At 63.0% G+C, this 23,294-nt stretch carries 22 protein-coding genes; 2 read left to right on the forward strand and 20 right to left on the reverse strand.

What is annotated here, in order from left to right:
- Positions 1 to 104 precede the first annotated feature (104 nt).
- The 13 genes from tolA to ACZ6WW_RS07250 form a co-directional block, all read right to left on the reverse strand.
- On the reverse strand, positions 105 to 1,067 hold the full coding sequence (tolA, locus tag ACZ6WW_RS07190; protein WP_465273606.1) for a cell envelope integrity protein TolA: 963 nt from the start codon (positions 1,065 to 1,067) through the stop codon (positions 105 to 107).
- On the reverse strand, positions 1,054 to 1,500 hold the full coding sequence (gene tolR / locus ACZ6WW_RS07195) for a protein TolR (protein WP_281850196.1): 447 nt from the start codon (positions 1,498 to 1,500) through the stop codon (positions 1,054 to 1,056). The genes tolA and tolR overlap by 14 nt, the downstream gene beginning before the upstream one ends.
- A 14-nt stretch (positions 1,501 to 1,514) precedes the next feature.
- The gene (tolQ, locus tag ACZ6WW_RS07200; RefSeq protein WP_281850197.1) at positions 1,515 to 2,204 is read right to left on the reverse strand and encodes a protein TolQ; all 690 of its coding nucleotides are present in this window, start codon (positions 2,202 to 2,204) and stop codon (positions 1,515 to 1,517) included.
- Positions 2,205 to 2,253: 49 nt separating this feature from the next.
- Positions 2,254 to 2,670 carry a tol-pal system-associated acyl-CoA thioesterase gene (gene ybgC / locus ACZ6WW_RS07205; protein ID WP_465273607.1) on the reverse strand — a complete coding sequence of 139 codons (417 nt, stop codon included), beginning with the start codon at positions 2,668 to 2,670 and terminating at the stop codon, positions 2,254 to 2,256.
- A 79-nt stretch (positions 2,671 to 2,749) separates the two neighbouring features.
- Positions 2,750 to 3,799, reverse strand: coding sequence for a Holliday junction branch migration DNA helicase RuvB (gene ruvB / locus ACZ6WW_RS07210; RefSeq protein ID WP_281850199.1), 1,050 nt, complete (start codon positions 3,797 to 3,799; stop codon positions 2,750 to 2,752).
- 218 nt (positions 3,800 to 4,017) lie between these two features.
- On the reverse strand, positions 4,018 to 5,886 hold the full coding sequence (locus tag ACZ6WW_RS07215) for a potassium transporter Kup (RefSeq protein ID WP_465273608.1): 1,869 nt from the start codon (positions 5,884 to 5,886) through the stop codon (positions 4,018 to 4,020).
- Between the two features lie 37 nt (positions 5,887 to 5,923).
- Positions 5,924 to 6,523 carry a Holliday junction branch migration protein RuvA gene (ruvA, locus tag ACZ6WW_RS07220; protein ID WP_281850201.1) on the reverse strand — a complete coding sequence of 200 codons (600 nt, stop codon included), beginning with the start codon at positions 6,521 to 6,523 and terminating at the stop codon, positions 5,924 to 5,926.
- Positions 6,520 to 7,041: a crossover junction endodeoxyribonuclease RuvC gene (gene ruvC / locus ACZ6WW_RS07225; RefSeq protein ID WP_281850202.1), complete on the reverse strand. Its 522-nt coding sequence runs from the start codon at positions 7,039 to 7,041 to the stop codon at positions 6,520 to 6,522. The genes ruvA and ruvC overlap by 4 nt, the downstream gene beginning before the upstream one ends.
- 43 nt (positions 7,042 to 7,084) lie before the next feature.
- Positions 7,085 to 7,819 carry a YebC/PmpR family DNA-binding transcriptional regulator gene (locus ACZ6WW_RS07230; RefSeq protein WP_465273609.1) on the reverse strand — a complete coding sequence of 245 codons (735 nt, stop codon included), beginning with the start codon at positions 7,817 to 7,819 and terminating at the stop codon, positions 7,085 to 7,087.
- A 97-nt stretch (positions 7,820 to 7,916) separates the two neighbouring features.
- Positions 7,917 to 8,561 (reverse strand): alpha/beta fold hydrolase, encoded by a 645-nt coding sequence (locus ACZ6WW_RS07235; RefSeq protein WP_465273610.1) that lies wholly within the window; start codon positions 8,559 to 8,561, stop codon positions 7,917 to 7,919.
- Positions 8,562 to 8,626: 65 nt separating this feature from the next.
- Entirely contained in the window at positions 8,627 to 10,387 is a 1,761-nt protein-coding gene (gene aspS, locus ACZ6WW_RS07240; protein WP_465273611.1) for an aspartate--tRNA ligase, read from the reverse strand.
- A gap of 171 nt (positions 10,388 to 10,558) precedes the next feature.
- On the reverse strand, positions 10,559 to 11,089 hold the full coding sequence (locus ACZ6WW_RS07245; RefSeq protein WP_465273612.1) for a DUF3011 domain-containing protein: 531 nt from the start codon (positions 11,087 to 11,089) through the stop codon (positions 10,559 to 10,561).
- A gap of 116 nt (positions 11,090 to 11,205) precedes the next feature.
- Positions 11,206 to 11,493, reverse strand: coding sequence for an FmdB family zinc ribbon protein (locus tag ACZ6WW_RS07250; RefSeq protein WP_281850207.1), 288 nt, complete (start codon positions 11,491 to 11,493; stop codon positions 11,206 to 11,208).
- 268 nt (positions 11,494 to 11,761) lie between these two features.
- Here ACZ6WW_RS07250 and ACZ6WW_RS07255 point away from each other — a divergent pair, with 268 nt between their 5' ends.
- A complete protein-coding gene (locus tag ACZ6WW_RS07255; RefSeq protein ID WP_465273613.1) occupies positions 11,762 to 14,200 on the forward strand; it encodes a TonB-dependent receptor plug domain-containing protein in 2,439 nt (812 codons plus the stop codon).
- A 98-nt stretch (positions 14,201 to 14,298) separates the two neighbouring features.
- On the opposite strand, the gene ACZ6WW_RS07260 is transcribed toward ACZ6WW_RS07255, so the two are convergent.
- Positions 14,299 to 15,414 (reverse strand): glycosyltransferase family 4 protein, encoded by a 1,116-nt coding sequence (locus ACZ6WW_RS07260; protein WP_465273614.1) that lies wholly within the window; start codon positions 15,412 to 15,414, stop codon positions 14,299 to 14,301.
- Between the two features lie 387 nt (positions 15,415 to 15,801).
- Between ACZ6WW_RS07260 and ACZ6WW_RS07265 the strand changes: the two genes are divergently transcribed.
- Entirely contained in the window at positions 15,802 to 16,755 is a 954-nt protein-coding gene (locus tag ACZ6WW_RS07265; RefSeq protein ID WP_465273615.1) for a DUF535 family protein, read from the forward strand.
- A 2-nt stretch (positions 16,756 to 16,757) separates the two neighbouring features.
- On the opposite strand, the gene ACZ6WW_RS07270 is transcribed toward ACZ6WW_RS07265, so the two are convergent.
- From ACZ6WW_RS07270 to cobT, 6 genes are all read right to left on the reverse strand, one after another.
- The gene (locus ACZ6WW_RS07270) at positions 16,758 to 19,208 is read right to left on the reverse strand and encodes a TonB-dependent siderophore receptor (protein WP_465273616.1); all 2,451 of its coding nucleotides are present in this window, start codon (positions 19,206 to 19,208) and stop codon (positions 16,758 to 16,760) included.
- A gap of 110 nt (positions 19,209 to 19,318) precedes the next feature.
- On the reverse strand, positions 19,319 to 20,308 hold the full coding sequence (locus tag ACZ6WW_RS07275) for a FecR family protein (RefSeq protein ID WP_465273617.1): 990 nt from the start codon (positions 20,306 to 20,308) through the stop codon (positions 19,319 to 19,321).
- Entirely contained in the window at positions 20,309 to 20,863 is a 555-nt protein-coding gene (locus tag ACZ6WW_RS07280; protein ID WP_465273618.1) for an RNA polymerase sigma factor, read from the reverse strand.
- A gap of 120 nt (positions 20,864 to 20,983) precedes the next feature.
- Positions 20,984 to 21,712, reverse strand: a complete 729-nt coding sequence (locus ACZ6WW_RS07285; protein ID WP_465273619.1) for an adenosylcobinamide-GDP ribazoletransferase — start codon at positions 21,710 to 21,712, stop codon at positions 20,984 to 20,986.
- Positions 21,709 to 22,257 carry a histidine phosphatase family protein gene (locus ACZ6WW_RS07290; RefSeq protein WP_465273620.1) on the reverse strand — a complete coding sequence of 183 codons (549 nt, stop codon included), beginning with the start codon at positions 22,255 to 22,257 and terminating at the stop codon, positions 21,709 to 21,711. The genes ACZ6WW_RS07285 and ACZ6WW_RS07290 overlap by 4 nt, the downstream gene beginning before the upstream one ends.
- Positions 22,254 to 23,294: a nicotinate-nucleotide--dimethylbenzimidazole phosphoribosyltransferase gene (gene cobT, locus ACZ6WW_RS07295; RefSeq protein ID WP_465274038.1), complete on the reverse strand. Its 1,041-nt coding sequence runs from the start codon at positions 23,292 to 23,294 to the stop codon at positions 22,254 to 22,256. Before cobT ends, ACZ6WW_RS07290 begins: the two co-directional genes overlap by 4 nt.

Here is a 23,294-nt window from a genome sequence, read left to right on the forward strand (position 1 = left end):
GCGGCCTGGAGGTGAAATCGAGTTGACGCTGGAACGCGCTTTCGCCACCCCGTTACGGGGCAGCGGGGGCATGTGCAGCATCCTGGGGTGGCGGATACGGTCGATCATTGCGGCCTGAAGGTGAAAGTGACTTCACGTTGGAACACTTTCTCGAAGCCCTTGTAGGGCAACGGCTGAGCGCGCAGCACGGCGTTTTCGATCGAACGCTTGCCGGCATCGTCATAAGGACAACTCGAGTCGACCTTGGCGCTCATGACGTCGCCCCCGGGCAATTGCACGATATGTACGATGCACGCGGTGTTCGGCATGTTATCCGGGCGTAGCCAGTTCTGCGTGACCGCGTTCTGAATCGCCGCCTGGTATTGGGCCAGCAGGCTGTTGTCATTGCCGTTGGTGCCGGTCTGCCGATCCGGGGCAAAGGGCTGGTCGGGCAAGCCATTGTCTTTGGCGTTTTTCAGGTCGGCGAGCTGCTGCTTGGCCTGTTTTGCCTTGTCGTCGGCCTTCTTGCTCTGATTCTGGGCAGCATCGAGCTTGGCGAAGAGATCATCGACCTTCTTCTGCTCTTCGGCCTTCTTCTTGGCCGCCTCGGCATCCAGCTCCGACTGACGTTGGCGCTGCTTCTCTTCCTGCTCACGCTTGGCGTCCTCGGCCTTTTGCGCAGCGTCCTGCACCACCCGCTCCTGATCCTTCGTATCAGGATGCTCGGGCGGCGGCGGCAAAGGCTGCGGCGTCGGCTTGGGCGGCGGCGGAGTCGGCGGGGGCGGCACGGTCGGTGGCGGCGGCGTGGTATTGGGTACCGGCTTGACGTTTTGCGACTTCGGCGGCGGCGCACCGGTCGGCCCGATCAGCACGGCCTCGATCGGCTCGCCCGGCAGCTGCAGCGGCTTGGCGCAGGTGATCGGATTCCACGAGTCGGGCAGATGCAGCACGGCAAACGCGCTCTCGAACGTCGAGCACGACAAGGTCGCGAGGAACAGAAACCCCACGATGCCAAGATGCAGGATGGCCGAAACGACGACCGCGAGGGGCGTGCCCTTGCGATGGGTGTCGGGACTATTTCGCGCCATTCTTCCCGCCCGCATCAGGCTGGCTCATCAAGCCGACCTTGGCTACACCGGCCTGCTGCAAATCGGTCAGGATCTGGTAGACCCCGTCGTACTTGCCGTCGCGATCACCCGCCACCAGCACGCTGACGTCCGGATTCTGCTTGACGAAGGCACCAACCTTGACCTTGAGGCCTTCCTCGTCGATCGGCTCTTTCTTGGCCGTGCCGAGCGTCAGGAACAGCTTGCCGTCCTGGCCGACCGACACGATCACCGGGTCCTTCTTGTCCTGCAGCGACTTGGCGTTGGCCTGTGGCAGGTTCACGTCGACATTGGAATTGAGCATCGGCGTGGTGACCATGAAGATGATCAGCAGCACCAGCATCACGTCGATATAGGGCACGACGTTGATCTCGGATTTGAGCTTGAGGCGCTTGTGTCGCGCTGAATTACGCATGATGCAAGCCTCGCTCAGGCCGTGGGGTCGTCGGTCTGGATCTGCCGCTGCAGCACCGAGGAGAACTCTTCCTGGAACACCTCGTAGCGCGACGCCACGCGCTCGACCTTGTTGGCGAAGCGGTTATAGGCCCACACCGCCGGGATCGCGGCGAACAAGCCCATTGCGGTAGCAATCAGGGCTTCGGAGATATGCGGAGCGACCACGGCGATGGTGACGTCCTTCATTTCACCCAGGCCCTGGAACGCGCCCATGATGCCCCACACCGTACCGAACAGGCCGACGTACGGGCTGATCGAACCGACGTTGGCAAGGAACTCCAGATTGCGCTCCAGCGAACCGATCTCGCGCGTACCGGCCACGCGCATCGCACGCTCGGAGCTTTCGATCACCACGCGCATGTCGTGCACGCGACGCTGGCGCTGGCGCGCGAATTCGCGGAAGCCCGATTCGAAGACGTTCTCCAGGCCACCGTTGCTGGCGCCGCGATTGCTCACTTCGCGGAACAACTGGGCCAGATCGGCACCCGACCAGAAGCGCTCCTCGAACGACTCGGCATTCTCGTTCGCCGCTTTGAGCTGCGAATATTTGCGGACGATGATCACCCACGACATGAATGAGAACACCAGCAGCACGAGCAGCACGAGCTTCACAGGGATGCTCGCTTCCGCGATCAGCTTGAAAATGTCCAATCCACTGTTCATTGCTGGGGGTACTCCGCCACTTAAGGCCAAAAGGTCACTGAAAGTTTTTTTACAGGCCGGGGATAAGGCCAGCTGGAATTTGCACCGGGCGCATGCGACGGGTATCGACGCAGGCGATTCGGACCGTGGCACGAAGCAGCTCGGTGCCGCCGGCCCGGTAAATGCTCTGGGCGAAAAGGATACTGGCTGCGCGCCGTTCTTTGACTGCGACCGTCACCTGCAGTTCATCATCCAGCAGGGCCGCCTTGAGGAAATCCAGCTGCATCTCGCGCACGAGGAACACCAGCCCACCCTCCTCCTTGATCCCGGACTGGTGCACGCCAAGGCTCCTGAGCCACTCGGTGCGGGCCCGCTCCAGGAAGCGCAGGTAGCTGGCGTGATAGACCACGCCACCGGCGTCGGTATCTTCCCAGTAGATGCGGACAGGCCAGGTGAACAGGACGGCAGGGGTGTCGGTGGGGGTCATAGGCATACTAAGAACGAGTAACGGGCATCGGGTGGCGACGGGGTGAAATCGCCACCCATCGTCCACGCGGAAGGGGCGTCTACCCTTCCCCCTCGCCGGAAAACAGGTCCGCCACCGGGGTCTGGCGCGGCGGCGGTGTCAGGCCCAGGTGCCGCCAGGCCTTGGCACTGGCCATGCGACCACGGGCACTGCGGACCAGGAATCCCTGCTGGATCAGATAGGGTTCGACCACGTCTTCGAGCGTGCCGCGGTCTTCGCTGAGCGCCGCGGCCAGGGATTCCACCCCGACCGGCCCGCCATCGAAGTTCTCGATGATGGTGGCAAGCAGGCGCCGGTCCAGATCGTCGAAACCTTCGGCGTCGACCTTGAGCATGCTCATGGCGGCATTGGCCACTTCGCGCGTGATCTGGCCGTTGGCGCGCACCTCGGCATAGTCGCGCACGCGGCGCAGCAGCCGGTTGGCGATACGCGGCGTGCCGCGCGAACGCCGCGCGATTTCTTCCGCACCGTCGATCTCGCAGGCGATGCCCATGATGCGTGCCGAACGACGCACGATGGCGGTGAGCTCCGCGGGCGTATAGAACTCCAAACGCTGCACGATGCCGAAGCGGTCGCGCAGCGGCGCCGTCAGCAAGCCGGCGCGGGTGGTGGCGCCGATCAACGTAAACGGTGGCAGGTCGAGCTTGATCGAGCGCGCGGCCGGGCCTTCGCCGATCATGATGTCGATCTGGAAGTCTTCCATCGCCGGATAGAGCACCTCTTCGACCACCGGCGACAGGCGATGAATCTCGTCGACGAACAACACATCGTGCGCTTCGAGGTTGGTCAGCAGCGCAGCCAGGTCTCCCGCCCGCTCCAGTACCGGCCCGGAGGTGGAACGGACATTGACGCCCAGCTCGTTGGCGATCACGTGGCTCAAGGTGGTCTTGCCCAGGCCGGGCGGCCCGAAGATCAGCACATGGTCGAGTGCACCGCCGCGCTTTTTCGCCGCCTCGATATAGATCGACAGCTGCTCGCGCACCGCCTGCTGGCCTAGATACTCGGCCAGCCGCTTGGGACGGATACTGGCCTCGAGGGCCTCGTCGTCCATCTGCGCGGCGTTGGTGACAATGCGGGGGTGATCGGTCATGCCCGGCATTATAGGTGTCTGACGCTCCGGGGTGCGGAAACAAAAAACGCTGCCTTTTAAGAAAACTCCCCTACTCGTCATCCCGGCGAACGCCGGAGGCGCTTTACAACAGCGAAGCTGGTCATCCAGCGCCTTTGGCTCAACGCACTGAAGACGCTGGACCCCGGCGTTCGCCGGGGCGACGATGAAGACTGAGGTCTTTAGTAGCCTTCTGGAAACTAAATCTCTACCTGCGCCCCAAGCTCGATCAACCGGTTGCCGGGAATCTGGAAGAACGCCGTTGCCGGCATCGCATTGCGCGCCATGAACGCGAACAGCTTGTCGCGCCACAACGCCATACCTGGGCGGCGCTTGTCCGCAACGATGTTTTCGCGCGACAGGAAGAACGTGGTATCCATCATGTCGAAAGGCAGGCCTTCGCGCGAACACTGGGTCAAGGCCAGCGGGATATTCGGGTCTTCGGCAAAACCGAAGCGCAGGCTCAGACAATAGAACTCGCCGTTCAAATGGCGAATGTCGATGCGCTCCTGGAAATCGGCCACGGGCGTTTCCAGCATCTCGACCGTCAGCAGCACATTGCGCTCGTGCAGCACCTTGTTGTGCTTGAGGTTATGCAACAAGGCGTGTGGCACCGCATCCAGGTTGGCGGTCAGGAACACCGCGGTACCCGGCACACGCAGCGGCGGATGCTCGTGGATATTGTCGATAAACGGCTCAAGCGCCAGACCGGACTGCTTGATTTCGCGCACCACCAGTTCGCGGCCACGACGCCAGGTGGTCATCATGACAAAGACCACCACACCCAGCACCAGCGGGAACCAGCCACCGTGCGCGATCTTCAACGCATTGGCGCCGAAGAACGCGAGATCGACCGTCAACAGGAACGCGCCCGCGACGATCACCGCAAACCAGTTCCACTTCCACTGCTTGCGTGCCACGACCAGCGCCAGCAGCGTGGTCATGGTCATTGTGCCGGTCACCGCGATACCGTAAGCGGCACCCAGGTTGGCCGAACTGCGGAAACCGATCACCGCCGCCAGCACCAACACCAGCAGCAGTCCGTTGATCCAGGGCACGAAGATCTGTCCGGACATTTCGCGCGAGGTGTGCACCACGCGCATGCGCGGCGCGTAACCCAGCGAGATCGCTTCGCGGGTCATCGAGAACGCACCGGAAATCACCGCCTGCGAGGCGATTACCGCGGCGGCGGTGGCCAGGCCGATCATGGGATAGAGCAGGTTTTCCGGCACCATCAGGTAGAACGGATTGTCGATCGCCTTGGGATTGCTGATCAGCAGCGCGCCCTGGCCAAAATAGTTGAGCAACAACGCCGGCAATACGAAGAACGACCAGGCCAGGCGAATCGGTCGCTTGCCGAAATGACCCATGTCCGCGTAAAGCGCCTCGGCGCCGGTCAGCGCCAGCACGACGCCGCCGAGCGCGATGAAGGCCTGCAGTTCATGCGTCACGATAAAGCGCACGGCATACATCGGATTGACCGCATAGAGCACCTGCGGATTGCCCAGCAACTGGCGCACACCGAGCCAGGCCACCACGACAAACCAGATGCCCATGATGGGCGCGAACATCGCACCGACCTTGGCCGAGCCATAGCGTTGCAGGGCGAACAGGAAAACGATGATGACCAGGCAGATCGGCACCACGTAATCGGTCAACGCCGGGGCCGCGATTTCCAGACCCTCGACGGCACCCAGCACCGACATGGCCGGCGTAATCACGCCGTCGCCGTAGAACAGCGCGGCGCCGAAAATGCCGAATACCGCCAGTATCCAGCGCGCCCGCGCGGAACTGCCCATCGAACGCTGCGCCAGGGCCATCAGCGCCATGATGCCGCCCTCGCCCTTGTTGTCCGCGCGCATCACGAAGAGCACGTACTTGAGCGACACCACGATGATCAGCGACCAGAACACCAGCGACAGCACACCCATCACGGTCTCGGGCGTGACTTTCATGCCGTGCGTGCCGAGCACCTCGTGCATCGTATAAAGCGGACTGGTACCGATGTCGCCGAACACGACACCAATGGCGCCTGCCGCCAGAGCGGCCAGCCTGCGCTTCGTATCCATCGAAGCATCCGACTGGTTAATGTGATGACCCACGTCTCTAACTCCCGAGAGCGGCGCGTAGCGCCTTGCGAATGATCGATTCGGCGCTGTCGCCCTCGGCGGCAACCTTCTGCACCAAACGCGTGACTTCAGCCGGCTTGTAGCCCAACTGCTGCAATGCCACCGTAGCTTCGGCGGCAGGATCGAGCGGCAGGCCCGGTGTCTTCGTGCCCAGGCCGGTGATGCCGGTGGTCAAGCCATCGACGCGATCGCGCAGTTCCACCACGATGCGCTCGGCAGTCTTCTTGCCGATGCCCGGAATCTTGGTGAGTGCGACGACATCGCCGGTCTGCACCAACCGTGCGAATTCGGCAGTCGATACGCCCGACAGCACCGCCAGCGAAATCTTCGCGCCGATGCCGCTCACCTTCTGCAGGTTGCGGAACAGCGCGCGCTCGGATTCGTGCAGAAAGCCGTAGAGCGCGACGCTGTCTTCCTTGACCGCGTAATGCGTCAACAGGGTCACTTCCTTGCCGGTCTGCGGCAGGTCGTAGATGGTCGACATCGGCGCTTCGAGCTCGTAGCCCACGCCCCCCACTTCGATCATCAGCCACGGCGGCTGTTTGGATACCAGGATGCCGCGTAGTCGGCCGATCATCGACGCCTTCTCCAAGCCGTACGGGGAATGCCGACGCGAGCGATGCTGGAACGCGTATGCGCATGCGCGACGGCAACGGCGAGCGCGTCGGCGGCGTCGGCCTGCAACGGGCCCTTGAGGCCAAGCAGGACACCCATCATGTGCTGCACCTGGGTTTTGTCGCCACGGCCGCTACCGACCACGGCTTGTTTAACTTCGGTTGCCGCGTATTCGTGCACTTCAATGCCTCGGCTCGCCACCGCGCAGATCGCGGCCCCCCTCGCCTGCCCCAGCTTCAGTGCCGAATCGGGATTTCGCGCCATGAACACGCGTTCGATCCCGCATTCGGCCGGCTGATGCGCGGCGATGATGTCACAGAGTTCGTCGAAGATGCGTTTGAGCCGCAGCGGAAAGGTGGCCTCGCCGGAAACGGCAAGCGCTGTATGAAAAACATGTGACAGCCGGCCGGCATCATCTACATCGATGATGCCCACGCCGGTGCGCTGGCTACCCGGATCGATGCCGATGATGCGGGTCATGACGGTAGGCGTAGGCGCGTAAGCGGGGAAAACCCGTTACGGCTTAAGCGTGGACCCCGGCCGGCAGGGCGGCGTTGTGCGAGACCTCGCTGACGTCGTCCAGCGCGTCGAGCTTGTCGATCAGGGTCTGCAGCGCCTCGACGTTTTCCGACGTCACGGCCACGCGGTTATTTGGCCGCATGGTGACACCTGCATGCTCGGCATGCAGGCCGGCCTCGATCAGCGCATGCTGCACCGACTCGAAGTTTTCCGGCGCGCAGATCACCGTGCTTTCGCCATTTTCATTGATGACGTCATCGGCACCGGCATCGAGCGCGGCATCGAGCACCTTTTCTTCCTTGGCCTCGTCACCGCCGGTGGCAAATACCAGCTCGCCGCAACGGGTGAACTGGAAGGCCACTGAATTGGTCGTGCCCAGGTTGCCGCCGTTCTTGTTCAGCACGGCACGCACATCGGCCACGGTACGGGTCTGGTTGTCGGTGAAACAGTCGATGATCAGCGCAATGCCACCCGGGCCATAGCCCTCGTAACGCAGCTCTTCCATCGCAGCGCCGCCATCGGCACCCGAGCCGCGCTTGATCGCACGCTCGATGGTGTCCTTGGTCATATTGGCCGACAAGGCCTTGTCCACGGCCGCACGCAGGCGCGGGTTGGAAGACGGGTCAGGCACACCGGCGCGCGTCGCCACCGTTATCTCGCGGATCAATTTGGTGAACACCTTGGCGCGCTTGGCGTCTTCGGCGTTCTTGCGACCTTCGATGGACGGGCCTCTACCCATGACAATTCCTGCAGCGGTGAGCGGACAAGCGGCGAATTTTAGCCGTTCGTCACAGGTTGAGAAATAGCTGGGTGACCCCAGGGTGCGACATTATGCCTTAGCGCCTGCCGATCCCCGCCTCGAATTGCCCTTCGCGCAGAAAATGCGTCACCTGCCGGGCAACCACGGGTGAAAACAGCAGTCCGGTGTGATTTGCCTCGACCAGACAATGATCGGTGAGACCAGGCAACCGGGTTTCAGCGACGGCCACGGTGCCATCGTGTTCGCCGGGAATGGGGCCCAGCATCGCACCCAGCCCGATCGGCATGCAGCCGGCAATCATGCCGACCTCGCGCTGGCCGATCCATTGCTCCAGGCCGTTTTCCAGCAGGGCGCGGTTCTGCCCCAGCATCGCCTCGCCGCCACGCCCCATGCCGGCCAGCCGTCGCGCCGCAGAGCTGCCCATGACCGGTGAACCCATGCAGACGATCCGCCCGGAAGGCAGGTTTTCGTCCGGTGTGCAGGCGCGCAAGGCGAGCAAACCGCCCAGGCTGTGACCGACCAGATGCACCGTCCGGGCGGGTGGCGACAGCTCCCGCATCAAGTCGTGCAGCCGTCCCAGCACACGCTGCTGCTGGCTGGCGACGCTCATATAGTCGAAGCGATGCACGCGAAACCCCGCCTCCATCAGGCGGCGATGCAGCATGGCCAGCGCGAAACCGCGCATCCATAGGCCATGCAGCAAGATGACGTGATCGGACATGGGCTGGCTGGTGATCGAGAGGCCCTCAGGATAGCCGCAGGTATGAGCGGTAATCGTGACGAGGCTTACTCTGTGACCACCGTGCGCACGTGCAATTCCTTCAATTGCGGCTCCGACACCGCCGACGGCGCATCGGTCATCAGATCCTGTGCGCTGGTGGTCTTGGGGAAGGCAATCACGTCGCGGATCGACTCGGTACCCGCCATCAGCGCCGCAATGCGGTCGATGCCGAACGCCAGGCCGCCATGCGGCGGAGCGCCGAACTTCAAGGCCTTGAGCAGGAAGCCGAACTTCGCCTCGGCCTCTTCCGCGCCGATGCCCAGCAGCTCGAACACCGCACTCTGCATTTCCGGACGATGGATACGGATCGAGCCACCGCCGATCTCGTTGCCGTTGAGCACCATGTCGTAACCGCGGCTCACCGCGGTGGCGGCATGCGCGCGCAGATCGCCGATGTCGTCGACCTTGGGCGCGGTAAAGGGGTGATGCAGCGCGACGAAACGCTTTTCTTCCTCGTCGTACTCGAACATCGGGAAGTCGGTGACCCACAGCGGTTTCCAGCTGCTGTCGACCAGGCCACGGTCCTTGCCGACCTTCAGACGCAGCGCGCCCATGAAATCGGTAACCGTCTTCCACTTGCCGGCGCCAACAAACACCATGTCGCCACTCTGCGCATCGGTCGCCTTGAGCAAGGCGTTCAGCGCGTTGTCGTCGAGGAACTTCGCCACCGGCGAATTGATGCCTTCGCGCCCCTTGGACAGGTCGTCCACGCGCAGCCAGGCCAGGCCCTTGGCGCCGTACTTGGCCACGTATTCGGTGAGCTGGTCGATTTCCTTGCGCGTCAGCGTCGCCCCGCCCGGCAGGCGCAGCGCAGCGACACGACCGGCCGGATCGTTGGCCGGCTCGGCGAACACCTTGAACTCGACGTGCTTGAGCGCATCGGCGACGTCGACCAGCTCCAGCGCGATGCGCAGATCCGGCTTGTCCGAACCGAAACGGCGCATGGCCTCGGCCCAGGTCATGCGGGGGAAGGTGGCGTCGAGTTCGACACCCTGCACCTCCTTGAAAACATGGCGGATCAAGGCCTCGACGAAATCCTGCACGTCCTTTTCTTCGACGAACGCGAACTCGAGGTCGAGCTGGGTGAATTCCGGCTGGCGGTCGGCGCGCAGGTCCTCGTCGCGGAAGCAACGGGCGATCTGATAGTAGCGGTCGAAACCGGCCATCATCAGGATCTGCTTGAACAGCTGCGGCGACTGCGGCAACGCATAGAACTGGCCGGGATGGACGCGACTGGGCACGAGATAGTCGCGCGCGCCTTCCGGGGTTGCCTTGGTCAGGATCGGCGTCTCGATGTCCTGGAAGCCGCGCGCGTCCAGATAGCGACGCAGGGCCTGCACCAGCTTGATGCGCGTGCGCATCATCTTCTGCATCTCGGGGCGGCGCATATCAAGGTAGCGGTAGGTCATCCGCATGTCTTCGTTCGGGCTCTCGTGCAGCGCGAACGGCAGGTCCTTCGCGGCATTGAGAATCTCGACCTTCTCGGCCAGCAGCTCGACCGTGCCGGTCTTGAGCTTGTCGTTGGCCGACAGACGCTTGCGGATGGTGCCGGTGACGCGCAGGCAGTACTCGTAACCGATCTCGCCGGCGATCGCGAACGCATCGGCGTTATCGCGCTCGACCACAATCTGGGCAATGCCCTCGTGATCGCGCAGATCGACGAAGGCCACATGGCTCTGCAGGCGAAGCGTATTTACCCAACCACACAGGGTAACAGTCTGACCAACCAGCGACTCATCGATGAGGCCGCAGTAATGCGTGCGCATGCGCTTGAAGCTCCCGGCAAGTGCCGAAAAATGACGAATAAAGGCCGGCAATGGTAGCACCCGCCGTCACACGAGGCGATGCGACGGCCCCGGTCGTGCAGCTACAAACGCATCAGCCCCGGCATGGGCCGGGGCTGATGGGTCACTTTCATCAAATGTGGAACGAGGCTGTTACCAGCGCGGACGTCCGCCACGCGCTTCGACAAACTGACCGCGGCAGCCGTCCTTCACCCATACGCTGTTGGGGTCGCTGCCCCAGGTACGGCCTTCGATACAGCTGGCGCTGGACATCTGGCGGGACAACTCAGAGTAACGCCAGGGCATCTGGCAGCGCGCGCCGCGGCTATCGTTGCTGGCGCAGTAGATTTCGCGGCCCGGACCACGGTCGCCGCCGCCACCATAACCCGGTCGGCCACCGCCGTAGCCACCACGCGCATCGCGGAAGTTGCCGCGGCAGCCATCCTTGATCCATACGCTGTAGGGGTCGCTCCCCCAGGTACGGCCTTCGATACAGCCGGCCTGCGACATCTGCTGGGACAGTACCGAGTCGCGCCAGGGCATCTGGCAGCGGGTGCCCCGCCCGTCGTTGCTGGCGCAGTACACCTCGTCATTGCGGCCACCATAGCGCTGGGCCTGGGCGTCGCGCGGCGTGATTCCCGCGGCTGCCGCCAGCATACAGATGGCCATCAGAACAATTTTCATGGTCGCTTTCACGCCGGACTTCCCTGCTGTGGTTGGTGGCGCCAAGGTAGCGACAACCGGGCGGGTCGGAAATACCGTCGCCACCCCCGCAGAATGTTGCGATTCAGCTTGGGGAATCAGTCGCTCGACGAGCTGCTGGGGGCTGGCGCCGGGGCGGGAGCGGGCGCCGGACTGGCGGCGGGTGCCGCCGCGTCACCGGCCAGGTTTCGCTTCTTGTCGCCGTCCTTCTTGAAGTCGGTCTCGTACCAGCCACTGCCCGACAGGCGGAACGACGGGGCGCTGATCAGGCGCTGTACGCGAGGCGCGCCGCAGGTCGGACAGGCCTCCGGATCGGGGTCGGAAAGCTTCTGCAGGCGGTCAAAACGGTGACCGCAGGCGCAGCATTCGAATTCATAGATGGGCATGGTGACTCCGGATCGATCCATCGGCCGCCGCTTCGGACAGGGTGGCCAGCCGCCCATTATCTGGGCCGCGGGGCGAATTTCAATGTCCCGGGCTCCTTGGGACCCGGCCGGGCGGCCTTTCCGGCGGAATACGGCAGCCATGGGGCATATGGTTAGAAGGATACGTCATATAGACGTCTAGACGTCTATCATTGACTCGCAAGGACTTGGAGCTCTAGCCTGCATGACCTGCTGCAACGCACCAAACCCCCGGGGAGTTTTCACACGTATGTACGTTCATAAGCAAAAGAAACTGCCGGCACTGATCGGCATCGCCCTGCTGGCGCTGGGCACCCACGCGGTCGCCCAAGACGCCAACAACAATCCGCCGAGCACCGACAAAGCCAAGAATCTCGGCACGGTCATCGTCACCGGCACCCGCGCCGACAACCGCACCGAAAGCAGTTCGCTCACGCCGATCGACGTCGTCTCCAGCCAGGTGCTCCAGCAAACCGGCACCAGCGAGCTGTCGACCGCCTTGGCGCGCATCATTCCTTCATTGACCTTCCCTCGCCCGGCCGCAGCCGACACCGCCGATTCGCAGCGCCCCGCCCAGCTTCGCGGCCTTTCGCCCGATCAGGTGCTGGTGCTGGTCGACGGCAAGCGCTGGCACCCGGGCGCGATCCTGCTCACCAACGGCGTATTGGGCCGCGGCTCGCAGGCGGTAGACCTCAATACGATCCCGATCGCCGCGATCGACCATATAGAAGTGCTGCGCGACGGTGCATCGGCCCAGTACGGCTCGGACGCTATTGCCGGCGTGATCAACGTAGTGCTGAAAAAGGGCGCGCAGGGCGGCTCGGTGGACGTCACCGGCGGCCAGTACTCCGCCGGCGACGGCCGGCAGTGGCAAGGCTCGGCCAACTTCGGCATTCCGCTCAACAACGACAAGGGCTGGCTGCGCCTGACCGTGCAGGACGGCAATCAGGATTACACCAACCGCGCCGGCGTCACTCGCGCACGCGCATTCGAAGGCGTCACGCAACGCTACGGCGACCCTGCCGTGAAAGACCAGAACGTGCTGCTCAACGCGCAGTACGACATCACCCTCGGCGTGCAGTTCTACGCATTCGGGCATTACGGTCATCGCGACAGTACGTCGCCGGCGTTTTTCCGCAGCCTGGCCAATGCGAACTCCGTACCGTCGATCTATCCCAACGGTTACCTGCCGCTGGAAAATTCCGACTCGATCGACCAGTCGCTGGTGCTCGGTTTGCGCGGCAAGACATCCGGCGGCTGGCGCTGGGACGTGAGCGCCAACTACGGCGGCAACCGTGTTTCCTACGAGACACTCAACAGCGTCAACCGTGCGTGGCTGCATGATTTCGGCTCCAGCCCGACGCAATTCCACGACGGCATTCTCGCCGCGGGCCAGCAAGCCTTCGACGTGGATATCGCCAAGGAACTGTCGGTCGGCTGGCTACCCAATCCGGTCACGCTGGCGTTCGGCGCGGAGTACCTGCGCCAGACTTACCGGCTGGATGCGGGCGATGCGCCATCGTGGTATGTCGGCACGTCCGGCGTTGCCGGTGGCGCGCAAGGCTTTGCGGGATTCCAACCCGCCAACGCCGGCTCGTATAGCCGCCACGATGTCGCCGAATATTTGAGCCTGGAAACCAATCTCACCGATCGCCTGGGCACATCACTGGCGGTACGGCACGAGGATTACAACGATTTTGGCAACACCACCTCCGGCTCGCTGGCCGGCCGTTTCGATTTCACCGATCGCTTTGCGCTGCGCGCCAGCGCGTCGACCGGGTTCCGCGCACCGTCGCTGGCACAGCAGTTCTACTCATCGACCTCATCGCTGTTCTTCGGCCAGGGCAATTCGCTCGGCCTGCCGTCAGGCATCTACAACACCAGCCTGGTCTCGGCGACCAGCCAAGTGGGCCAGTTGCTCGGCGGACAAAAACTCAAGCCGGAGAAATCGCATAACTACACCTTCGGCATGGTCTGGAATCCGCTCGATCCGCTGAACATCAGCGTCGATCTGTACCAGATCAAGATCAACAATCGCATCACGCTATCGAGCAACCTGGCCACCACCTCGCCCGCCGTTCAGGCCTATCTTGCCGCCAACGGCGTCACCGGCATCAACTACAGCGGCATCTCGTATTTCACCAACGCAGTCGACACGCGCACGCGCGGCGTCGACCTGGTGACGAGCTGGCGCTCGGACTTCGGCGACGCAGGCAGCCTCACCTCGACCCTTAGCTACAACTACAACAAGAACAAAGTCACCGACGTCAAACCCAATCCCGCCGCGCTCAACGCCCTCGGCCTCAACCTCAAGCGCATCGACCGCCGCGACCAGTTCGGCCTGCTCGCCGACACCACGCCACGCAGCAAGTTGATCCTCAACGAGATGTACAACGTAGGCCACTGGAGCCTCAACGGCACCCTGACCCGCTACGGCAGCTTCGTGTCGTACAACTCCACCACCGCATCGCTGGATCAGACCTTCGGCGCAAAATGGCTGCTGGATCTGGCCGTGAGTTACAACGTGGACCGCTGGACCTTTACCGTCGGCGGAGACAACGTATTCAACACCTACCCGGATCGGGTGATTGCAGCGAACGACAATGGTGGATCGCTGCCTTACTCGGTGTTTTCACCGTTCGGGTTTGACGGCGCGTATGTGTACGGGAAGGTGGCATATCGCTGGTGAGACCTTTGTTTCATAGTCATCGCAAGCGTTCCATAAAGCTCAGAAAAACGGCCAGGACAGTACCCTGGCCGTTATAAACACGACGCAAGTTCCGGCCGTTATCTCCGGATCAATTGTGTCAACATGTGCTCCCATTCGGCCGCACGAAGCTCCCAACGGGAGCTTGTAGAAACGGCCACAGCTTGCTGGAATTGTTTCTCGGCCCAGCCATCCATGTCGGCCTTTTTCTCAGCCAGCTTAGCCAGCAACACCTCGCGAAAATATTGTTTGGCCGCCACTGAATCCGAATCGAGCCATTGGTAGGAAACGTAGGCCGGAAATCCCCCACAAGTCTCAGGCAATGCGCCACGATCTGTAACAATCAGCTCCAGGCCGGCCGCCATCGCCTCCATAGCGGCAATGCAAAACGTTTCCGCCATCGTGCAAGGATAGACAAAGAAAGACGCGCTCCTTAGACGATCAGCCAGCACTGGCTGTGGAAGCGGGCCGACCAGCTCTACATTGGGCAGACCGCGCGCGCGCTCAAACAGCGGCATGTGATCATCGTCATTTTCGCGATAGACGGCCATACCAGAATAAGACGTCAGCGAAATGGAACTTGGAAGACTCTCCATGATGTCAATAAGCACATCCAGGCCCCGAGATGGAATGCTCGTATAAGCAATGACATCCGCATTTCCCTTTTGCGACCTGAGCGCCTGCGCCGACTCGAACAAGCCCACAAAGCTCGGCGTAAGTCCATTGCGGATAACAACCGATAACTTTTCCTGCAAGGGGAATGCTTTCTGCAAGCCATCTTTCTGATGATGGGACACGCACACAAGTGCCGAAATACGGCCAACCAGCTCCCGATCCATAAGACTTTGCAATTCGGGCCGATCCGCACCGAGATGACACCAAAATACGATCGGCGTGCCGCTCGTCAAGAGCTCGCGAGAAAGTGGGAGCATGAATTCCAGACGATGGACAAGAACGACAACATCGAAGTCCTCCCCGTCAAAATATGCCCTCTCCCAATGGTCCCATATATTAAGGCAATGACAACCGAGCTGCATGCCCGGATTATCGTTGTGACTGAGCAAGTAAATCGCATGCCCTCGGCGCGCGAGTGCATGCGCGAGATAGCTTACTGACGATTCGACACCACCCAGCGGGCTGGACAAGGGTGTGGAGACATCGAATTTTATAGTCGGCACGACAAAGCATATCTTCATCTTTGCTTCCAGAGGCAGACTTGTCTTACGGCCCTTCCTGCTCCCGCACGGTCGGAGCAACGAATATTTTAACTGTCGCAGGCTTGGCGAAAAGCACAACCGTTGCCAACGACATCTGAAATGGCAACGACAGTGCCAGCAACATGAGCATCCATGCGATCGAATCAATCCGGCGCGTTGTCATTCCTGCCAGAACCGCACCTTGCCAAAACCTCAGATGATTTCCAAAAGAACCGGCTGCATTTTATGCACTGACGAGGCCACTTAATGCGATGGGCGGTCTTGTCTTCGCAAAATATTGCCTAAAGAGGAAAGCCTTTCCCGGACCCATTTCAAAATTCCCACTCTCGCGCGTCATAGCTAGAGTCCTACCACGCGAGTCACACCATGATCGGCGAAGCTAAAGCCACCTATGCACTCTGGCTCCGCGCATGGCGCGCCGGCCGCACAGGCAGCCCGCTTCACTCCGAGGTGCGCCTGTACCGCTGGCTACGCCACTTCCCCCAACAGGTACGCTGGCTCGAATACCTGCAGGGCTCCGAAGCATTACGTCGCGCCGCCGAAGCCGACCCCAAGCTCTACGATCGCTGGCACCGCCCCTACATCAGCCGCCACTTCGGTGCCCACGAACGACTGTGCATCATCGACGCGCACTACGACTTCCTGTCGAGCCGATTCCCCAAGCGCATGCGCGAACGCATCATCAAGGGCCACGACGTACGCGTGGCCATGCTACGCCTGGAAAACGCCGTGCCAGCGTATCTGCATCTGCGCAAACCGGTCGACGGAAACGCCGGCGAGCTGGGCATCTACCTGTTGAACGAATACAAAGAGGCGCTGGCTTCTTGCGTGGTGACGTTCGCCGGGGCACAGGGCCTGCTGATCGGCTCGATCCAGGGTGCGTGGTCGTATATGGCCGAAGAGTCGACGCGTGAGTTCGTTCGCGGTAGTTGCGGCCTGCATCCGAAGGATCTGTTGCTGTCGTTGGTTCGCGCACTCGCACATTGCCATGGCATCGAAGAGATCCGCGCGGTGGCGCGGACGGCACGCATCTCTCGCGGCCCCGTATCGAACGATGACAGCTTCCTGCAAGCCCATGGCGGCCTGCTTACCGAAGCGGGTTGCTATGACATGCCATTGGACGAGCCGCTCTACCCACAGGCGACATCGCAACGCCGCCGCCTGCTCGAGCAACGCCGCGAAGCTTTTCGTCGCGAAGCCTGCGCGCTGCTTGTACGTGCCTTCGACGGATATCCGCATGGAACGGTGGAGCAAACACGCACAACGACGATCGAGGTGACCCATCGCCCAGCAGCGTTCGGCGCCATGGCACGCGCGTAATGCTAGAGATCGTAAACGCCGCTCAACAGAAACACGCGACCTTCGCGGATCGGCACAAAGGTCTGATCGAAGTTGACCGCGTACAGCGTGCGCGCAAAAAGATTCTTCACGCCCAAGGTCGCGCGCCAATGCGCAGCGCTATAGGACACATTGGCCTCGACGCTTGCCTGGCCCGGGATATTGAAATACGCCAGGTCGCCACTGGTTCTACCCACGCTGCGGCTGCGCGCAAAGATGCCGCCGGCCACGCCCCAGCCTTGCAGGCTTTCGCGCTGGAATCGATAACTCGCCCAGAAGCTGCCTTGCCGCTGCGGCGAACCGGTAACGATGCTGTTGTCGTCGTTATGGATGCGTGCGTCGGTGAAACTCGCCGTGACATCCAGGCCACGGGTGATCTGCCCGGTGAACTCCGTTTCGATGCCGTGATTGGTCTGTCCCGGTCCGGGGATCGCGAAAAACGGCGGATCAGGGGACACCAGGTCGACGCTGTGATCGAGCTTGATCCGGTACCACGCCGTGGTGAGGCGGGCGCGCTGATCGAACAGGTCGATCTTGGCGCCAGCCTCGATCTGGCGCGACACCGAGGGCGGCAAAGGTTGACCGGTCTCGCCGATCAACGAGTCGGCCTGAAAACCGGTGGCCGTAGACGCATAAAGCGAAACATTGCGCAGCGGCTTGTAGACCACGCCCAGCTTCGGCACCCATCTGGATTTGCGCAGCTTCTGCGTTGCTGCACCGTCGGTGCGGGTGGAAAGGTCGTAGGTCGTGCGTCGTACCGCCGCCAACACATCCCACTGCTCGCCGATGGCGATCTGGTCCTGCAGGAACACGCCGGTATTGGTCGACCAGGCGCCGCCTAATGTCTGCACCACACCGATGCCCGCGTCTACGCTTTGCGTACGCGCCGAGGGTAAGGCCATATTCGAGAACACATTGACTTCGATCGGGCGGCTGACGGTCAGCACACCCTGATCGTCGCCCGTACCCGCGCGCGTTCTCGCATAGTCAACGCCGAGCACGACATGATGCGTGAGGTCACCCTGGCTGAAACTCCCCGAAAGGTCATTCTGCAGGGTGTAGAACGCATCGGAATAGTTGAACAATTGAGCCGATGCGTTCGCGTAGCCGGCCAGATCCGCATCGGCGAACGACCAGTCCTGTCCGCTGTTGCGTTGATCCACATATTGGCCGCGACTTTCGAACTTCCAATCGTCACCCAGCTTCTGCTCGACGCTGTACACCGCGCGCATCGTGCGAAACACTGCATGATCGCTCGCATTGCCCGTCAGAATACCGAAGGGTACTGCCGTATCGAGCGAATCGCCCAACAGCACCGAGTGGTCGGTCACCGGAATGCGGTTGTTGACGTATTCCAGGCCGAATGTCACGCGCGTCGCATCGTTCTGCCATGCGATCGAGGGCGCCACGTAACCGCTACGTTGACCGCGGTACCCCTGCGCCGTGCGGTCGGCATAGTTGGCCGAGGCGATCCAGCGGTAAGTCCAGACACCGCGTGCATCGAGCGGACCGGCGAAGTCGACACCCGCGCGCGCGCCGTCGTACTGGCCCAATGAAAAACTCAATTCGCGTACCGGTTCGGCCTGCGGCTGCTTCATCACGATGTTGACCGAGCCGCCGAAATTGTTGTCGACCGACGACTCGCCCAGGATCGCCTCGGGCCCTTTCAATACTTCAACGCGTTCGATGCCGATAAGCGGCGGCAGATCTTCGATGCGCGCCACGCCGTTGGGCAGGCCGTCGGTCATGCCGTTGCCGACGTTGAAGCCGCGGATGCGAAACAGCGGCGGGCCGCCGAAGCCGTCGACATAGTTGACGCCGGCGATATTGCGCACCACGTCGGATACGTTGATCGCCTGCTGCGAATCGATCAGGTCACGCGTGACGATGCTGACCGACTGCGGAATATCGGCCAGGCTGGTGTCGGTACGCGTTGCGCCGCGGGTGCTATCGGCCTTGTAGCCAAAGTCGCCCAAGGCCACGCCCGGCACGCGGATTGCGGACAACGACGTTACGATGGGAATGCTCGGTTCGGCACCGACCAGCTGGCTTTCGAACGACATCGCCGGCACGAACGATCGCTGCCGCACGACGACGGTCTGGGCGTCAAAGGTTTCGTATTCGAGATTGGTGCCCGCCAGCAGTTTTGCCAGTGCGGCCTGCACGGTGAGCGTGCCCGAGGCACCATCGCAGCGCAGGCCGGCAATCGAGTCGCTGGCAGTGAGCACCTGCACGTTTGCCTGCTTGCCCAACGACATCAGCGCCGTGGACAAGGGTTGCGCGGGAATCGAAAAGGTCACCAACGCCTGCATCGAACGACTCACCGCCGGCTCGGCGCGGGTATCGGCAGCCACAAAAAGAGACAACACCAGCACACCGCCCGCGCCTTGCAGCGCGAGTCGCTTAAGACCGTTGTTCTTTCGCCGGGCCGTCACCGCAACCTGCGCGACGCGCCCCGTCCAAACATCGTCACCGCGTGCTGATCGTGTGGCGGCAAACCGCTCCCCCTTTGTTCATCGCTACCCTTCCGTCCCGTTCAATCGCTCTACCGCACCGAGCTGGTCAGCACCACATGGTCGGCGAACGAGCTTACCTGCATTGGGAAAACCCGGGGTAAGGCGCCGATCCAGCTGTCAATGGTATTGATCTTGACCGTGCCTGTGAACGTCAGTTCGCCCAGCCGGGGGTCTGCAATCTGAACGGGACGGCGGCTGTAGCGGTTGACGTTGGCGATGACCGTCGACAGCGGCTCGTTGACGAACTCCAGCCGGTTGTCCCGCCAGACAGCCACATGGTCGACCGCGACCGAGGACATGCTGAACACCCCGCGGCGAGGGTCGTAGCTCGCCTGTTGCCCCGCCACCAGCTCCATGCCGGGCTGTTTCTTGTCCGCCGGCGCCTGCACCCGGACCCGGCCCTGGGTCACCGCCACGGTCACCTGCTGGCCCGTACGGCGCACATTGAAGGCCGTCCCCAGATCCTCGATCTCCACCGGGCCGGCAGCCACCACGAAGGGGCGGTCGCGCTCATGCGACACGGTAAAAAACGCCTCGCCGGCGCTCAGCTCGATCGCGCGCTGCCCTTTGGCATAGCGGGCGGTCAGGCTGGATGCCGCGCCCAGTTCAATGGTCGAGCCATCCGATAGCCGGATATCCCGGTTCTGGCCTACGTCGCTGGCATAACGCTGCAGGTCGGCGCCATCGCCAAAACCACCCTGTGCGGCCATACGCCAACCCAGCGCGGCGATGACCAGGCTGGCCGCGATAGCCAGGCCCGCCAACCAGCGCGACCGCCGCCGCTCGATGGGCGCAAACGCCTGCTGAAGCGAGGCACGCGTCGACGCATCGGCCGCATGCAGGCTCTCGCCCAGCAGGCAAACCTGCTCGAACGCCTGAGCATGACGTGGATCGGCCTCCAGCCATGCCTGCCACTGCTCGATGGTCTGCGGCGAGGGCTCCGGCTCGCGCAGACGCGTCCACCACTCGGCAGCGGTACGGGTCAGCCCGTCATCGGCGCCCGGCTTTATGGTCACCATTTAAGGCACCTCCGCTTCGATACGTTCGCGGCAATACGCCATGGCATTGCCAACGTGGTAGCGCACCATGCGCTCACTGAGTTTCATGGATTGGGCGATCACGCTGAAATCGCGTCCTTCGATGACATGCATGACAAACGCCCTGCTGGTTTTGGCGGGAAGTTCGCGCAAGGCCTGCTGCACGACTTTCCATTGTTGAACAGCCGAAGCGTGCTGCTCCGGGACGGATGTGACATGCCAGTCGTTGTCGTCCGGGTCGACTGGCGCAGCCGCCCGTACCGCGCGCTTGCGCAGGTGGTCGAGCGACAGGTTGGCGGCAATGCGAAACAGGAAAGCCTTGGGCGAATCGACATGCGAGATGTCGTCCAGCGCGAGCAACCTCACGTACACCTCCTGTGCTACCTCCTGCGCATCGGCGCTGGAGCTGAGCCGGCTGTGCAGGAACGCGACCAGCGCGCGATGGTGTTCCTCGTACAACGCACGAATGTGCTCGTGATGCCGTCCGGCCCTGGGGTTTCCTTCGTTCGCGTCGTCGCCCTCGTTTGGTTTATCCATGGTGTCTAGGCTGCATATCGATAAACCGCTCGCGTTCGTCTCCTGTTGCGCGACAGCCAGCCATGGCCCCGGTCTTGATATAGGACGTTCGAGTGGGGGAAAAATGAAATGCCGGGGACGTCAGGCCGTAGCGGCCAGGGCCACCAGTACCACGGCTTCGATGATTTCCGCCAGGGCACCGCAGGTGTCGCCGGTGAAACCGCCCAGGCGGCGCATGCAGGCATGGCGCCACAAGGCAAACAGGACCGCGGCGGCGATCAGCGCCACCAGCCCGCGCGTGCCCAAGCAAAGGGCGACTACCGCTGCCGCAACGATACCGAGCCAGCACGCACTGCGCGGTGCGTCGCGCAAGGCCGAACCCAGACCCTGGGCGCGTGCGTACGGCGTCGTGACAAACGCCAGGGTCAACGCGGCGCGGGCAAGTACCGGAGCCAACAACAAGGCCATGCCGCCACTGATCGGAGCACTCGCCAACGCGGCGAATTTGAGCAAGAGCACGGCCACCAGCGCGACCACGCCAGCCGGTCCGCAACGGGGATCCTTCATGATCTCCAGGGTGCGTTCGCGACTGCCGATGCCACCGATCCACGCGTCGGCGCTGTCGGCCAGCCCATCCAGGTGCAAGGCACCGGTGAGGCCGATCCAGACAATCAGGATCACCGCAGCGGACAACAAGGGAGGCCATGCGTGCAGCAGCTGCGCCAGCAACCACAGCACGATTCCGATCACGGCACCGACGGCCGGGTACCAGGCCAGCGACTGACGGGTCGCGCGAGTGTCGTCGAAGACCCTGGACGGCACCGGCACGCGGGTAAGAAACCCCAGCGCGACGAGCAGCGCGCGAATCATCGCGCTGGCCACACCAAGGGGTGCAGCGAGGCATGCGGCACATCGATACTGGCCATCTCGCCGAAATCGCGCGACTCGGCCACACAACGCAACAGGCGGATCGCGCCGCCATGCGTCACCACCAGCACGCGCCGGCCCGACGCGCCGTAGCTGATGGTATCGAGCGCCTCGCTCAAGCGTTGACGGAACGCTTCGAACGGCTCGGCGCCCGGCGGCGGATACCGCACCGGGTCGCGCCAGAAGCGGCCCAAGGCGTCGCTCTGCCGCTCGGCCAGTTGCTCGATCGGTACGCCCTGCCAATGTCCGAAGTGATACTCGGCCAACCGCGCGTCGAGGCGCAGCGGCAGATGCCGGGTGGCGCAGAGCTCGGCAGCAAAGTCGGCACAACGGCGCAAGGTCGAGGACACCACGGTATCCCACTCCCGTCCCATCACCGCTTCGCGCAGCTGAGCCCAGCCGACCGCGCTCAGGCTGTCATCGAGCTGCCCCCGGTAACTGCGCTGACCGGTATCGCCATGCCGCAGCAGCTCGATCGATCCGGTCATGCGTCCGCCACCCCGGCTTCGGCAAACGTCGCCATACCGCCGTGCAGTGCGCAGGCAAGCCGCAGCAAGGGCACTGCCGTGGCCGCCCCGCTTCCCTCGCCCAAACGCAGACCGAGATCAAGTAAGGGCGAGGCTTGCAAAGCGTCGAGCAGACGCGCATGGCCGCGCTCATGCGAGCGATGCGCAAACAGCATCCACTCGCGCACGCCCGGATGGATGCGCGTTGCCGCAAGCGCCGCCGCGGTACTGATGAAACCGTCCACCAAAACCGGCATGCCCGCCTGGGCCGCCGCAATGTACGCGCCAGCGAGTGCAGCCACTTCGAAGCCGCCCAGGCAGCGCAATATCGCCAGCGGATCGCGCAGATCGCCATGGCGCTGCAGGGCGCGCTCGATGACGGCTGCCTTGCGCGTGATGCCGGCCGCATCAAGACCGGTACCGGCACCCGTGAGATTCACCGGCGACTCGTCCAGCAAGGCACACGCAAGCGCAGTGGCAACGGCGGTATTGCCGATGCCCATCTCGCCGCCGATAAACAACTGTGCGCCGGCCTGTTTTGCCAGCTGCACGCTCTGTGCGCCCGCGGCCAGCGCCTGGGCGAACTGCGCCTCGGTCATGGCCGGGCCATCGCAGAAATTGCCCGTCTGCGGCGCGATGAACGCGCGACGCACACCCGCGTGCTCGCCCGGATCGTTCACCGTACCCAGGTTGACCACCTCAAGCGTGGCGCCGAGCTCGCGTGCCAGCACGCTGATCGCGGCACCGCCAGCGGCGAAGTTGAGGATCATCTGCCCGGTAACGGCCTGCGGAAACGCGGAGACACCTTCGGCAACGACGCCGTGATCGCCCGCGAAAATACTGATCCAGACCTGGTCGACGCGCGGCTTGACCACGCCCTGCATGCCGGCCAGCCGGATGGCCAGTCGCTCCAGCTCGCCCAGGGAACCCGGCGGCTTGGTCAGTTGCGACTGGCGTTCGGTCGCAGCCGCCGCCGCGACCTCGTTCCATGCCGCGGCGGGCTGCTGTAACCAGTACAT

This window comes from Dyella sp. NPDC103356, assembly GCF_055584465.1.

Coding starts and splice junctions, on each gene's coding strand:
- aspS (WP_465273611.1), bottom strand. CDS start 10,387: ATGCGCACGCATTACTGCGGCCTCATCGATGAGTCGCTGGTTGGTCAG.
- ACZ6WW_RS07280 (WP_465273618.1), bottom strand. CDS start 20,863: ATGGATAAACCAAACGAGGGCGACGACGCGAACGAAGGAAACCCCAGG.
- ACZ6WW_RS07250 (WP_281850207.1), bottom strand. CDS start 11,493: ATGCCCATCTATGAATTCGAATGCTGCGCCTGCGGTCACCGTTTTGAC.
- ACZ6WW_RS07260 (WP_465273614.1), bottom strand. CDS start 15,414: ATGAAGATATGCTTTGTCGTGCCGACTATAAAATTCGATGTCTCCACA.
- tolR (WP_281850196.1), bottom strand. CDS start 1,500: ATGCGTAATTCAGCGCGACACAAGCGCCTCAAGCTCAAATCCGAGATC.
- ACZ6WW_RS07265 (WP_465273615.1), top strand. CDS start 15,802: ATGATCGGCGAAGCTAAAGCCACCTATGCACTCTGGCTCCGCGCATGG.
- ACZ6WW_RS07245 (WP_465273612.1), bottom strand. CDS start 11,089: ATGAAAATTGTTCTGATGGCCATCTGTATGCTGGCGGCAGCCGCGGGA.
- ruvC (WP_281850202.1), bottom strand. CDS start 7,041: ATGACCCGCATCATCGGCATCGATCCGGGTAGCCAGCGCACCGGCGTG.
- ACZ6WW_RS07255 (WP_465273613.1), top strand. CDS start 11,762: ATGTACGTTCATAAGCAAAAGAAACTGCCGGCACTGATCGGCATCGCC.
- ruvA (WP_281850201.1), bottom strand. CDS start 6,523: ATGATCGGCCGACTACGCGGCATCCTGGTATCCAAACAGCCGCCGTGG.
- ACZ6WW_RS07235 (WP_465273610.1), bottom strand. CDS start 8,561: ATGTCCGATCACGTCATCTTGCTGCATGGCCTATGGATGCGCGGTTTC.
- ruvB (WP_281850199.1), bottom strand. CDS start 3,799: ATGACCGATCACCCCCGCATTGTCACCAACGCCGCGCAGATGGACGAC.
- ybgC (WP_465273607.1), bottom strand. CDS start 2,670: ATGACCCCCACCGACACCCCTGCCGTCCTGTTCACCTGGCCTGTCCGC.
- ACZ6WW_RS07285 (WP_465273619.1), bottom strand. CDS start 21,712: ATGATTCGCGCGCTGCTCGTCGCGCTGGGGTTTCTTACCCGCGTGCCG.
- tolA (WP_465273606.1), bottom strand. CDS start 1,067: ATGGCGCGAAATAGTCCCGACACCCATCGCAAGGGCACGCCCCTCGCG.
- tolQ (WP_281850197.1), bottom strand. CDS start 2,204: ATGAACAGTGGATTGGACATTTTCAAGCTGATCGCGGAAGCGAGCATC.
- cobT (WP_465274038.1), bottom strand. CDS start 23,294: ATGTACTGGTTACAGCAGCCCGCCGCGGCATGGAACGAGGTCGCGGCG.
- ACZ6WW_RS07275 (WP_465273617.1), bottom strand. CDS start 20,308: ATGGTGACCATAAAGCCGGGCGCCGATGACGGGCTGACCCGTACCGCT.
- ACZ6WW_RS07290 (WP_465273620.1), bottom strand. CDS start 22,257: ATGACCGGATCGATCGAGCTGCTGCGGCATGGCGATACCGGTCAGCGC.
- ACZ6WW_RS07215 (WP_465273608.1), bottom strand. CDS start 5,886: ATGGATACGAAGCGCAGGCTGGCCGCTCTGGCGGCAGGCGCCATTGGT.
- ACZ6WW_RS07230 (WP_465273609.1), bottom strand. CDS start 7,819: ATGGGTAGAGGCCCGTCCATCGAAGGTCGCAAGAACGCCGAAGACGCC.